We start from the raw sequence: 13324 nt of genomic DNA on the forward strand, positions 1-13324 counted from the left end.
TTGTAATTAGATCGTACGTTTGATTTCGATAGTTTCAAAGACTTCAATCGTATCGCCAACACGAACATCGTTGTAGTTACGCACACCAATACCACATTCTGTTCCGTTACGCACTTCGTTAACATCATCTTTAAAGCGACGTAATGATTCGAGTTCACCTTCATAGATAACCACGTTATCACGTAGAACACGAATTGGGTTGTGACGTTTAACCACACCTTCGGTTACCATACAACCGGCAATTGCACCAAATTTAGGTGATTTAAATACATCACGCACTTCAGCAAGACCAATAATTTCTTGTTTGTATTCTGGTGCAAGCATACCGCTCATGGCTTGTTTAACTTCGTCAATCAGATCATAAATTACTGAATAGTAACGAAGATCTAAGTTTTCTGATTCAATTACTTTACGTGCGGATGCATCAGCACGAACATTAAAGCCCAAAATAATCGCATTTGATGCAGCAGCTAGAGAGGCATCAGTTTCTGTGATCCCCCCCACTCCTGATCCGATAATTTTAACTTTAACTTCATCTGTTGAAAGTTTAAGTAATGAGTCAGAAATCGCTTCAGCAGAACCTTGAACGTCCGCTTTTAATACGATATTGAGTTCAGAAACATCGCCTTCTGTCATGTTAGTAAACATGTTTTCAAGTTTCGCTTTTTGCTGACGAGCAAGTTTTACATCACGGAATTTGCCTTGTCGATAAAGAGCAACTTCACGCGCTTTCTTTTCGTCACGTACAACGGTGGCTTCATCACCAGCAGATGGCACACCAGACAAGCCGAGGATTTCAACCGGTATCGATGGGCCCGCTTCTGTTACTTCTTTACCAAGTTCATTGCGCATAGCTCGAATGCGCCCATATTCAAAGCCACAAAGAACAATGTCGCCTTTACGTAAAGTTCCTGATTGGACAAGTACTGTTGCAACAGAGCCTCGACCTTTATCAAGGAACGACTCAATAACTACGCCACTTGCCATACCTGATTCGTATGCAGTCAGTTCAAGCACTTCAGCTTGTAATAAAATAGCTTCAAGAAGTTGATCAATACCAGTTCCCGCTTTTGCCGAAACATGAACGAACTGAGTATCTCCGCCCCAATCTTCTGACATGACACCATATTGGGCTAGTTCACCTTTTACACGCTCGGGATCGGCTTCTGGTTTATCAATTTTGTTTACCGCAACAACCATTGGCACATTTGCCGCTTTAGCATGTTGGATAGCTTCAATGGTTTGTGGCATAACGCCATCATCAGCTGCAACAACAAGCACGACTATATCAGTTGCTTTAGCACCACGAGCACGCATTGATGTAAAAGCCGCATGACCTGGAGTATCTAAGAACGTAATTTCACCATTAGCGGTTTTCACATGGTAAGCACCAATGTGCTGAGTGATCCCCCCCGCTTCGCCTGAAGCAACTTTTGCTTTACGAATATAATCAAGTAATGAAGTTTTCCCGTGGTCAACGTGTCCCATAATGGTTACAACAGGGGCACGAGAGACTTTTTCTGCACCAGTATCACGATCACTCATTAGTAATTCTTCTAGTTCATTTTCACGACGAAGAACAACTTTATGCCCCATTTCTTCAGCAACAAGTTGCGCTGTCTCTTGATCAATGACCTGATTGATGGTTGCCATCGCACCCATTTTCATCATAGTTTTGATTACTTCTGAACCTTTTACTGCCATCTTATTAGCTAGTTCAGCCACAGTGATGGTTTCACCAATAACAACATCACGATTAACCGCTTGAACTGGTTTATTAAAGCCCTGTTGTAAGGTACTTTTGCCTTTCTTTTTATGACCACTACGTGTTGCTGCGCGAGCTTCTTCTCGCTCTGCTTTACCTTCTGATAATTTGCTACCTTTTTTCTGCTTGGTCTGTTTAGTGTTACGACCTCGACCACGAGCACTTTCAACTTCACGATCGGTATCGTCTTCAGCTGCTCTGGCGTATTTAGAGGTCGTCACATGATAATCTTCATCTTCGGTATTATCATTATCTTCAACAGCGTTATATTGTTCAGCTAGCTTACGAGCTTCCTCTGCCATGCGTTTAGCATCTTCCTCTAATTTTCGGCGATTTTCTTCTTCAGCTTTACGTTTAATTTCGTTAGCTTCTGCCTCTAAACGTGCTTTTTCTTCTTGGGCTTTTTTCACTTTTGGATCAACTGAGTGTTCTTGCGCAGCTTTAGCTTTTTCTTCTTGAGCACGTTTTTTCGCTTCTTGCGCAGCTTTCTTTTCTTTTTCCTCAGCTTCTTTGCGGGCTTTTAATTCGGCTTCTTCCTTCGCTTTTTGCTCAGCTTCAAGACGAGCCTTTTCTTGCTCTGCAGCAATTTCGGCTGGATCGCGTTTGACAAAAGTTCTTTTTTTACGAACTTCTACTTTGATTTCCTTGCTTTTGCCACCACCGCTCGACACATTTAAGGTTGAGTGCGTTTTACGTTGCAATGTTAACTTTGTTGGGCCTTGCTGAGGTTTTAAATAAGCAAGCAAAGCTTCTTTTTCCTTTTGTGTCACAGTATCAGATGCTGATTTATTCATACCTGCATCGGCAAACTGTTGCAAAAGTGTTTGCACTGGAGTGTTTATCTCTTGAGCCAGTGTTTCGATTGATACTTTGGTCATGTATTACTTTCCCTCAATTATTCATCTGCAAACCAACAAATATTACGTGCAGCCATAATAAAATCGCCAGCTTGTTCGCTTGTTAAGCCTTCAATATCATTTAGATCATCGGTACCTTGTTCTGCTAAATCTTCCAAAGTAATGATGTCATGTTGCGCTAGTTGATAGGCTAATTCTTGTGTCATACCTGGCAATTCGAGTAAATCTTGCGCAGGTTGTTTATCACCACTATTTGCTAGAGCCATTGTTGTCAATGCGTCTTTTGCTCGGCTTCTCAATGCTTGAACCAAATCTTCATCCAATTCATCAATTTCAAGCAACTCGTCAACTGGCACATAGGCAAGCTCTTCGAGCGAAGTAAAGCCCTCTTCAACTAATAACTGTGCAAGTCCTTCATCAATATCAAGATGTTTAATTAAATTATTGATTGCAGCAAAAGATTCTGCATGGTGTTTTTCTTGCAACTCTTCGGTAGTCATCACATTTAGTGTCCAACCAGTAAGCTGAGAAGCTAAACGAATATTTTGACCATTTCGACCAATAGCCTGCGGTAAAGTTTCGGCATTGACAGCTACATCCATGGTGTGCTTATCTTCATCAACAACAATCGAAACAACATCAGCTGGTGCCATGGCGTTAATTACATATTGTGCTGGATTATCATCCCATAAAACAATATCAACACGCTCACCACCAAATTCATTCGAAACAGCTTGAACTCGTGCACCACGCATTCCCACACAAGCACCGACAGGGTCAATACGACGGTCATTACTACTCACCGCAATTTTAGCACGGGAACCAGGATCACGAGCCACGCCTTTAATGTCAATCATTTCTTCACCAATTTCTGGTACTTCAATACGGAATAGCTCTTCCATCATTTCTGGATTTGAACGACTAACGCAAAGTTGTGCGGGTTTATTGTTTTGCTCAATTAGATATAAAATACCACGTACACGGTCACCAATTCGGAAGTTTTCACGCGGTAACATATCATGACGCGACATCATGGCATCTGCATTATTGCCTAAATCTAGGATCACACTGTCGCGATTGGTTTTTTTGACAATACCAGTCACAATATCACCAATACGATTTCTAAACATGTCAATTACCATGGCACGTTCAGCTTCACGTACTTTTTGCACAATGACTTGTTTCGCTGTTTGTGTGGTAATACGGTCAAAAGCTACCGATTCAATTTGCTCTTCAACATAATCACCCAGTTTGACAGATGCATCTTCATATTGTGCTGCATCCAACGTCATTTCTTTAGTTGGTTGCGTAACTTCATTAACCACAAGCCAACGGCGGAAAGTGTCGTAATCACCTGTTTTATGATCAATTTTTACTATAACATCAATATCAACAGCGTGCTTCTTTTTAGTGGCCGTTGCTAATGCGGTTTCTAATGCTTCGAAAATTTTATCGCGCGTAAGCGCTTTTTCGTTTGATACCGCTTCAACAACAGCTAAAATTTCTTTATTCATCCTTTACACCCGTACTCTATTTAAGGTTAAAATTAGGTACTATATTCGCTTTTTGAATGTTACTAAAAGCAAACACTTCATCATTATCATCCACAGTTAATGTAATCATCTCATTATCAATAGACTTAATACGTCCTTTCCACTTACGCTGGTTAGCAACAGCAATACGTAAACTAATTGCGACTTCTTCACCAACAAAACGTTGATAGTGTTCTATCGTAAACAAAGGCCTATCCATACCAGGCGATGAAACTTCAAGATTATAAGCATCCTTGATAGGGTCTTCGACATCAAGCACTGAGCTAATTTGTCGGCTAACATCAGCACAATTATCAACAGTTATACCATTTTCATTATCAATATAAACACGTAACACAGGATAACGGCCACGAATGTATTCAACACCAACTAATTCAAAGCCTAGTGCATTCACAGGTTCTTGAATGATATCGGTCAATTGCTGTTCTATATTAGCCAAACAAACCTCCACTGCAGAAAATAAAAAAGGGCATGAAGCCCAACATTCTTTTTAAACTTACGCTTAAATCTCAACACGCAAAAAAACCTCGACATGCGAGGCTTACATTTAAAAACTAACTATTAATGAAGCCACTTTATTTTAACTTCCAAACAATAACAGAATAGATGGTTTATGAATGAAAATTCAAGTGGTTGCGGGGGCTGGATTTGAACCAACGACCTTCGGGTTATGAGCCCGACGAGCTACCAAGCTGCTCCACCCCGCGATAGATGAATGAGAATTATACCGTATTTTGAATAAAATGCAACTTAAAATCCCATTAATTTTATTAAATATGCTTGAAGTTATCAAACAATATCACCTGTTACTTTAGATGTGGGTATCAATAAATTTAAGCATAACAATGAAATGAATATTGGCGCAATAACCGTTTTTTCAAGTCTATTATTGCGACCATTACTTATTACTATAATGACTGACTAGTTGCCTTTTTCATTGTTTGAACAAAATGCGCTAACTGGCTAAGCATTTGTTCAGGATTATCAAGATTTTTCTCAATAATTTTAACCGTTGCCGAACCACTAATGGCTCCTGCCGCACCTGATTTAATCGCTTCGCTAACTTGATCTGGTTCGGAAATACCAAACCCTTGGATAGCAGGAGGAGCACCAAACTCCGTCAATTTTTGTAATAAATGAGTAAGGGGTTTATTAGCACGATTTTCCGTGCCTGTAACTCCAGCACGTGAGACTAAATAGGTATAACCTTTACCATGCTTAGCAATATTTTTAATGACTTCATCATTAGCATTAGGTGGACAAATAAAAATTGGCGCTATATTGTATTTTTCGGCCGCCACTGTAAATTCTTTTGCATATTCAACAGGTAAATCGGCAATCAATACCGAATCAATTCCCGCTTTGGTGCACTTGGCATAAAAATTGTCGATACCATTTTTGAAAACTAAATTAGCATAAATAAGTAACCCTATTGGAATATTAGCGTAATGTGCTCTAACATTACCTAAAATCTCAAAACACTTTTCAACGGTTATTCCTCTTTTAAATGCACGTATATTGGCATTTTGAATCGTTGGCCCATCAGCCATTGGATCTGAAAATGGGATGCCTAATTCTAAAGCATCAGCGCCTGATTCAATCAAGGTTTGGATGATTTTAAAAGACAGTTCTGGCGTTGGATCACCAACAGATACAAAAGGAACAAAAGCACCTCTTTTTTCGGCTGTCAATGTTGCAAACAGTTTTTGATAACGGCTCATTCAACTTCTCCTTTTGCTCTTAAAATGTCATAAACGGTAAAGATATCTTTATCGCCACGGCCTGATAAGTTCACAATCAATAATTGTTCTTTGTTTGGGTTTTCTTTGATCATTTTAATAGCATAGGCCAAAGCATGAGATGACTCTAATGCTGGGATAATACCTTCACTACGTGATAAAGCCTTAAAAGCGTCTAATGCTTCATCATCAGTAATTGAAACGTAATCTGCTCGACCAATGCTATCTAAGTAAGCATGCTGAGGACCAACTGATGGAAAATCTAATCCAGCTGATATTGAGTAGGATTCTTCAATCTGTCCTTCATCAGTCTGCATCATAGGTGATTTCATACCAAAGTAGATGCCAAGCTTACCATGTTTTAACGAAGCACCATGTTCACCACTTTCAATACCATGTCCGCCAGGTTCAACACCAATTAATCTGACCGTTTTTTCTTCAATAAAATTAGCAAACATACCAATTGCATTTGAACCACCACCAACGCAAGCAATTACTGCATCAGGTAGGCGCCCTTCTTTTTCAAGGATTTGTTGTTTAGCTTCACGGCTGATCATCTGTTGAAATTCACGTACAATTGTTGGGAAAGGATGCGGACCCGCTGCCGTACCAAGCATATAATGGGCTTTTTCATAACTTCCAGACCAATCACGCAATGCTTCGTTACAGGCATCTTTTAAGGTTGCAGATCCTGTTTCAACGGGAATTACTGTTGCGCCCATCAATCGCATTCTAAATACGTTAGGTGCTTGGCGTTTAACATCTTTTGCACCCATATAAATTCGGCATTTTAAGCCAAGTAGTGCGCAGGCTAAAGCCGAAGCAACACCATGTTGCCCTGCACCTGTTTCGGCTATAATTTCAGTTTTGCCCATTCTTTTAGCAAGCAATGCTTGTCCTAAAACTTGGTTAGTTTTGTGCGCACCACCATGCACTAAATCTTCTCTTTTTAAGTAAAGCTTGGTTTTGGTGCCTGCCGTTAGATTTTTACATAAAGTTAATGCTGTTGGTCTACCTGCATAGTTAACTAATAAATCGTTAAACTCTTTCTTAAAGTTTGGATCGTTGATTGCAGAGATAAAAGCATCTTCAAGTTGTTCAAGCACTGGCATTAATATTTGGGGAACATATTGCCCACCAAATTCGCCAAAGTAAGGGTTTAACTTAGACATAACTATTCCTTTTTTTAGATAAAAATTTAATTTGTTCAAATACAGCTTGGATTTTTTGTTTATCTTTTATTCCGGGTAAAACTTCAACGCCTGAGTTAAGATCAACACCAATGACACCCGTTGCTATAGCTGATTTTATATTTTGTGGGTTAATGCCACCAGCTAAGATGACATTATTTAAATTATGATCAGTAAGTATAGACCAATCAAAATGTTTGCCCGTACCACCAGCTCCATTATCAAATACGTAACGAGAAACTAATGAATTACTATATTTGGGCATAACATCACCAATACTCAATGCTTTCCATATTTGGCAATCTTTTGGTAACTGGTAACGTAATTTTTGTATATAATTGTCATCTTCATCGCCATGCAGTTGAACTGCATATAGAGATAGTTGTTTTGCTATTTGGCACACAATTTCGATCTCTTCATTTTGAAAGACCCCTACCCAATTAAGTGGTGCTCCTGCAATCACTGTTCGAGCTTTAACTGGTTGTATATAACGAGCAGAATTTGGAGCAAAAATCAAACCGCCATAGACCGCACCCGCTTGATAAGCACTTACAGCATCTTCGACACGGGTTAAACCACAGACTTTATTTTCACCCAACATCACTTTACGAATTGCCAGTTCTAAATTAGGTTCAGACATCAATGCACTGCCGATTAAAAAGCCATTAGCGTAAGTACTGAGCTCTTTAACCTGATTGTGAGTATAAATGCCCGATTCACTAATAATTATGCGATTATCAGGAATGGATTTAGATAACACTTTTACCCGATTTAGATCAACCGTCAGATCCCTTAAATTACGATTATTAATGCCGATTACTTTAGCACCAAGTTGAATAGCTCGCTCGACTTCATCTTCAGTGCTAGCTTCAGTTAATATCCCCATGTTAAGTTGATGAGCAATATGGCTTAAGTGCCGATATTCATCATCAGTCAATACAGATAGCATTAATAGTATCGCATCGGCTTGATAATAACGAGCTAAATAGATTTGGTATTCGTCGATAATAAAGTCTTTACAAAGCACTGGTTGTGTGACTTGATTACGAACTAACGGCAAAAATTCAAAACTACCTTGGAAATATTTTTCATCAGTCAGCACCGATATTGCCGAAGCATAATTTTTGTACACTCTAGCGATATGGGCTGGATCAAAACCATTTCGAATCAATCCCTTTGATGGTGATGCTTTTTTACACTCTAAAATAAACACATTTTTGCGTTGATTTAGTGCCTGATAAAAATCACGATCACTTGGCATTACCATTGATTTAAATGTATCAAGTGGTCTTATGGCTTGTTGTTCAACGAGCCATATCTGTTTATCTTTAATGATCTTTTTTAATACTGTTGCCATTTCAACATCTTTTGCTAAGGCTGCAATTGTCATGTTATTCTCCATTTGTTATCTTGCGGCTAATTGTTGTAATAGCAAATAAGCTTTACCACTATGCATCATTTCGATTGCTCGCTGAGCATTTTGTTTTAAATCTGAATCGCCAAACAAGCTCATTAACATCGCGACATTAGCGGCAATTGCTGATTCATGTGCGGGTTTACCATGACCTTGTAAAATAGCAATTAACATATCACGATTCTGTTCAGGTGTCCCACCTTCAATATCTTTTAAGGTAAATGTCGGCAACCCAAAATCATCTGGAGTCAGCGTAAAATAGTCAATTTGACCCTCCTTAACTTCGGCTACTTGAGTTTCACCATGAATAGCAACTTCGTCCATACCCGCACCATGCACCACATAAGCATGTTTGTAGTTAAGCATTTTTAATGTTTCAGCAATCGGTTTAATCAAATCTGGATGATATACGCCTAATAAAATCCGTTTTGGACGAGATGGGTTAATCAACGGCCCTAACACATTAAAAATAGTTCGTGTTTTTAACTGCTGACGAACTAACGCTGCATGGCGAAAACCTGAATGATATTGCTGAGCAAACAAGAAGCATACGCCAAGATTGTCTAATGCCTGCCGAGATGCTTGTGCAGACATATTCAATTTAATACCCAAAGCGGAAAGCACATCTGAGGATCCCGATTTGCTTGATACACCACGATTACCATGCTTAGCCACTTTATAACCTAATGCAGCTGCCACAAAGGCACTTGCCGTTGAGATATTAATACTATTAGAGCCATCGCCACCAGTGCCAACAATGTCGGTAAAATCATAATCTGGCACGTCAAAAGCATCTGCATTTTCAAGCAAGGCCTGCGTTGCACCGGCAATTTCATCAGGTGTTTCACCGCGCACTTTCATACTAATAATTGCAGTAGCTAATACTGTTGGTTCTATCTTACCTTGAATAACTAAATTGAATAATATTTTACTTTCTTCTTGTGTGAGCAATTGCCCTAAATATAATTTATTTAGCACAGGTTGAATGTTGTACTCTTGCTTATCGACTATAGCTTCTTGTTTTGACTTTCCTTTTTTCTCTGATGAATTAAGCGCCCAATCAATAGTTTGTTCTAGTAATTTTCCCCCTTGAATAGTTAAAATCGATTCAGGGTGAAACTGAAAACCACAAACCCGATCTTCATCATTACGTACCGCCATGACAATATTATTGAAAATCGCATTAATAGTCAGATTTTTTGGGATATTTTCTCCTTTTAAAGAGTGATAACGCGCAACAGGTAGTGGGTTTGGTAATCCTGTAAACATTGCTTGCTCATCATGCTCAATTAAAGATGCCTTACCATGCAAAATATCGCCAGCTGGCACAATCGATCCCCCATAGGATTCCACAATAGCTTGATGACCAAGGCAGATACCAATAATGGGCAATTTACCTTTTAAACGTTTTAACAGTTCTGGCATGCATCCAGCATCACTTGGTGCTCCTGGACCTGGTGATAACATTAAAATAGGGTTTTGCATTTGTGATAATTTTTCAATAATTACATTTGCAGGAATAGTATTTCGATAAATCGTCACACAATGCTTACTATTGCGTAATTGATCGACCAAGTTATAAGTAAAAGAATCAATATTATCAATAAATAAGATATTAGCCATTAGAATACACCTTCTACATTATGTGCTGCCATGATAGCTCGAATAACTGCACGTGCTTTATTACGTGATTCATCAGATTCTGATTGTGGTTCAGAATCTAGCACCACACCACTACCAGCTTGTACTGTCGCTATGCCATCTTCGACATAGGCACTACGAATCACAATACAGGTATCAAGATCGCCATTTGCGGTAAAATAGCCAACAGCACCACCATAGCTACCACGTTTAACTTTTTCTGATTCAGCAATTAATTGCATCGCACGAACTTTAGGGGCTCCTGTTAATGTTCCCATATTCATAGTGGCTTGATAAGCATGAAGCGCATCTAAATCACTTCGTAACTGACCAACCACACGCGAAACTAAATGCATCACAAAAGAGTAACGATCCACTTTTAGCAAATCTTTGGTATAACGGGTTCCGGGTTTACAAATACGTGCTAAATCGTTGCGCGCTAAATCAACTAACATTAAATGTTCGGCTAGTTCTTTTTTATCGGTGCGCATTTCAAGTTCTAACCTACTATCTAAATCAAAATCAATTTCACCATTTGTGGTTAATCCACGTGGACGAGTACCGGCAATTGGATAGATTTCAACTTGGTTGGTTGCTTTAGTATATTTAAGTGCGCTTTCAGGTGATGCGCCAAATAAGACAAAATCTTGATCTTGCATATAAAACATGTAAGGGCTTGGGTTATGGATTTTTAATACCTGATAAGCAGATAACGGCTCAGGGCAAGGTAGTGAAAAACGCCGTGATGGTACAGCTTGAAAGATCTCCCCCTGCTGAATAGCATCTTGCATCTTTTTCACCATCGTGTTGAAATCATCATCACTTTTATTACAAGTCACATTAATATTAGCAAACGATTTTGTATAAATGGGCTTCATTGGTTGATTTAACGTTGCTTGTAGGTCAGCTAATCTTAATGTCAACCGTTCAATTTCTAGTGCATCAGACGTAAAGGCTGTTGATTTTAAAATTGACACATGATCCTGATGATTTATTTCTAATAATGTTTCTGCTAAATAAAAACAGAAATCTTGGCAACGTTGCTCACAGGGCAAAATAGGAAGCTGTTCAAAACTAGCGACAAGGTCATAACAAAATAGGCCGCCAACAAAAATTGCATCTTGCCCATATTGTTCGGTATTATCTACAATAGTTAATAAGGTTCTTAATACATCAAAGACGGATAATGACTTTAACCTTGAATCTTCATCTTGCATATTATTAATAGTAGGAAATACCAATTTAAGCGTTTGTTCATTCAGTTGGATATTATCTAACTTATCTAAAAAGTTTTTTTGTAATAAAGGTAATAGTTTTTCGCCATTTTTAGTCAAAGCCTTAACAGTTACTTCATTGTTAATTGCTGAAATACGTAAGGCACTATCAACAATCATGACACTTTTAATTCCTTGCTTATTATCTATTTCAGCAGATTCAAGCAACAATGTTGCAGGTCTACTATCACATAATTGATAAAACACTTGGGCGGGATTTTGATAATAATCAATCGTTTTGGTGATCTGCGTTAGTACGTGCTTGTTCATTGTTGTCTCTCTATTTATGTTTAATTTTAATTCATACCGATTTTTACTTTGCTTAAAACAAAAAAACCCGCCTAGTGCGGGTTTTGTAAATTAAGACAATACTTCACTACATTACCCACAAAAAGCAATGCACCACCAACCAAAGCTAGCGACTTGACAAAGGTGAGAAAAGAAATATTGACGTTTCATTATGTTATCTGTTTAAAGTAAATTTTGTACTATTAAACTAGTTCATTGATTCTATGTCAAGTAAATAATAACATATAAAAATTTATCACTTCCTAATTAATAAACGAGATAAAAAACAAAGATTCAATTATTCTTCAATTTTTTGATCAAATCGACAATATCCCATCCCTCTTTTAACGTAAGCGTCTCGCACTTGACTGCAAGGATAGCTTTTTTTAATTTCTTGTTCTAATTTACTTTGCTTATCCCATGGTAAATTTTGAGATTTAACATTTTGCAACTTATCAACGCATGAATTATAGGTATTAACAAATTCGAACAATCATAAATTTCATTATAAAAATCAATTATAACTAGTCAAATAATAAAATAATGCTTAGAATAACTAGTCATATTTAATTATAAATATAAGGAAATTAAACTATGCCAGTATTTTATATCGCCATCTGTGTTATTGTTTTACTTGCTTTAATCACCGTTTTGAAAGGCATTACTATTGTTCCCCAAGGTTATCAATATACTATTGAGCGTTTTGGTAAATATACACATACACTTGAACCAGGTTTAAACATCATTATCCCTTTTATGGATGGTGTTGGTCGTAAAATTAATATGATGGAACAAGTTCTTGATATTCCATCACAAGAAGTGATATCGAAAGATAACGCCAATGTACAAATTGATGCCGTGTGTTTTATTCAAGTGCAAGAAGCTGCCAGGGCAGCATATCAAGTTAATCAATTAGAACGTGCTGTGATTAATTTAATGATGACCAATATTCGTACCGTTTTAGGTAGTATGGAATTAGATGAAATGTTATCCCAACGTGATCACATTAATTCTAAGTTACTAAATATTGTTGATGATGCAACAAGTCCTTGGGGAATAAAAATCACGCGCATCGAAATTCGAGATGTTCGTCCACCGGCAGAACTCATTGCTGCGATGAACGCACAAATGAAGGCTGAACGTAATAAACGTGCGGAAATTCTTGAAGCGGAAGGTATTCGTCAAGCAGCAATTTTACGCTCAGAAGGTGAAAAACAATCTGAAATTTTAAAAGCTGAAGGTGAAAAACAATCAGCCTTTTTACAAGCCGAAGCGCGTGAACGTGCTGCCGAAGCTGAAGCTAGAGCAACCCAAATGGTATCAGATGCCATTGCAGCAGGTAATATAAATGCCATTAACTACTTTGTTGCACAAAAATATACTGAAGCGCTACAACAAATTGGTTCAGCTGATAACAGTAAAGTTATTATGGTGCCTCTTGATGCGTCAAGTTTAATGGGCAGTATTGGGGGTATTGCTGAATTGCTTAAAAATACGAAATAGAAATCGAACTTTATACTTAAACACAATATTTCCTAAAACTTTTTGATAAAAGTCATGGATTATATGTTTGAGTTTTTTAACTTAATCGATTTTGAAGGTA

General features: G+C 38.0%; 9 protein-coding genes and 1 tRNA gene. 1 reads left to right on the forward strand and 9 read right to left on the reverse strand.

Annotated features, from left to right (window positions below):
• Window positions 1-6: 6 nt before the first annotated feature.
• The 9 genes from infB to A9G41_RS12740 all read right to left on the reverse strand — a co-directional run bounded on the left by infB (window position 7) and on the right by A9G41_RS12740 (window position 11703).
• Window positions 7-2643 (reverse strand): translation initiation factor IF-2, encoded by a 2637-nt coding sequence (gene infB / locus A9G41_RS12700; RefSeq protein WP_065581948.1) that lies wholly within the window; start codon window positions 2641-2643, stop codon window positions 7-9.
• Between the two features lie 17 nt (window positions 2644-2660).
• Window positions 2661-4136 (reverse strand): transcription termination factor NusA, encoded by a 1476-nt coding sequence (nusA, locus tag A9G41_RS12705; protein ID WP_065581947.1) that lies wholly within the window; start codon window positions 4134-4136, stop codon window positions 2661-2663.
• A 16-nt stretch (window positions 4137-4152) separates the two neighbouring features.
• Window positions 4153-4614, reverse strand: coding sequence for a ribosome maturation factor RimP (rimP, locus tag A9G41_RS12710; protein WP_065581946.1), 462 nt, complete (start codon window positions 4612-4614; stop codon window positions 4153-4155).
• 191 nt (window positions 4615-4805) lie between these two features.
• Window positions 4806-4882, reverse strand: a tRNA-Met gene (locus A9G41_RS12715).
• A 201-nt stretch (window positions 4883-5083) separates the two neighbouring features.
• On the reverse strand, window positions 5084-5896 hold the full coding sequence (gene trpA / locus A9G41_RS12720; RefSeq protein ID WP_065581945.1) for a tryptophan synthase subunit alpha: 813 nt from the start codon (window positions 5894-5896) through the stop codon (window positions 5084-5086).
• Window positions 5893-7086, reverse strand: a complete 1194-nt coding sequence (gene trpB, locus A9G41_RS12725; protein WP_065581944.1) for a tryptophan synthase subunit beta — start codon at window positions 7084-7086, stop codon at window positions 5893-5895. Before trpB ends, trpA begins: the two co-directional genes overlap by 4 nt.
• The gene (gene trpCF, locus A9G41_RS12730) at window positions 7079-8494 is read right to left on the reverse strand and encodes a bifunctional indole-3-glycerol-phosphate synthase TrpC/phosphoribosylanthranilate isomerase TrpF (RefSeq protein WP_065581943.1); all 1416 of its coding nucleotides are present in this window, start codon (window positions 8492-8494) and stop codon (window positions 7079-7081) included. Before trpCF ends, trpB begins: the two co-directional genes overlap by 8 nt.
• Before the next feature lie 15 nt (window positions 8495-8509).
• Window positions 8510-10141 carry a bifunctional anthranilate synthase glutamate amidotransferase component TrpG/anthranilate phosphoribosyltransferase TrpD gene (trpD, locus tag A9G41_RS12735; protein WP_065581942.1) on the reverse strand — a complete coding sequence of 544 codons (1632 nt, stop codon included), beginning with the start codon at window positions 10139-10141 and terminating at the stop codon, window positions 8510-8512.
• Window positions 10141-11703, reverse strand: a complete 1563-nt coding sequence (locus A9G41_RS12740) for an anthranilate synthase component 1 (RefSeq protein ID WP_065581941.1) — start codon at window positions 11701-11703, stop codon at window positions 10141-10143. The genes trpD and A9G41_RS12740 overlap by 1 nt, the downstream gene beginning before the upstream one ends.
• A gap of 612 nt (window positions 11704-12315) precedes the next feature.
• On the opposite strand from A9G41_RS12740, the gene A9G41_RS12750 reads away from it, so the two are divergent.
• Window positions 12316-13224 (forward strand): SPFH domain-containing protein, encoded by a 909-nt coding sequence (locus tag A9G41_RS12750; protein WP_065581939.1) that lies wholly within the window; start codon window positions 12316-12318, stop codon window positions 13222-13224.
• Window positions 13225-13324 lie beyond the last annotated feature (100 nt).

It is taken from the genome of Gilliamella sp. Nev5-1 (assembly GCF_001690895.1).
Lineage (GTDB): Bacteria > Pseudomonadota > Gammaproteobacteria > Enterobacterales > Orbaceae > Gilliamella > Gilliamella apicola_C.

Bases quoted from the DNA above. Each gene is read 5' to 3' on its own strand.
- infB (WP_065581948.1), bottom strand. From the start codon at position 2,643: ATGACCAAAGTATCAATCGAAACACTGGCTCAAGAGATAAACACTCCA.
- nusA (WP_065581947.1), bottom strand. From the start codon at position 4,136: ATGAATAAAGAAATTTTAGCTGTTGTTGAAGCGGTATCAAACGAAAAA.
- trpA (WP_065581945.1), bottom strand. From the start codon at position 5,896: ATGAGCCGTTATCAAAAACTGTTTGCAACATTGACAGCCGAAAAAAGA.
- trpB (WP_065581944.1), bottom strand. From the start codon at position 7,086: ATGTCTAAGTTAAACCCTTACTTTGGCGAATTTGGTGGGCAATATGTT.
- trpCF (WP_065581943.1), bottom strand. From the start codon at position 8,494: ATGACAATTGCAGCCTTAGCAAAAGATGTTGAAATGGCAACAGTATTA.
- trpD (WP_065581942.1), bottom strand. From the start codon at position 10,141: ATGGCTAATATCTTATTTATTGATAATATTGATTCTTTTACTTATAAC.
- A9G41_RS12740 (WP_065581941.1), bottom strand. From the start codon at position 11,703: ATGAACAAGCACGTACTAACGCAGATCACCAAAACGATTGATTATTAT.
- A9G41_RS12750 (WP_065581939.1), top strand. From the start codon at position 12,316: ATGCCAGTATTTTATATCGCCATCTGTGTTATTGTTTTACTTGCTTTA.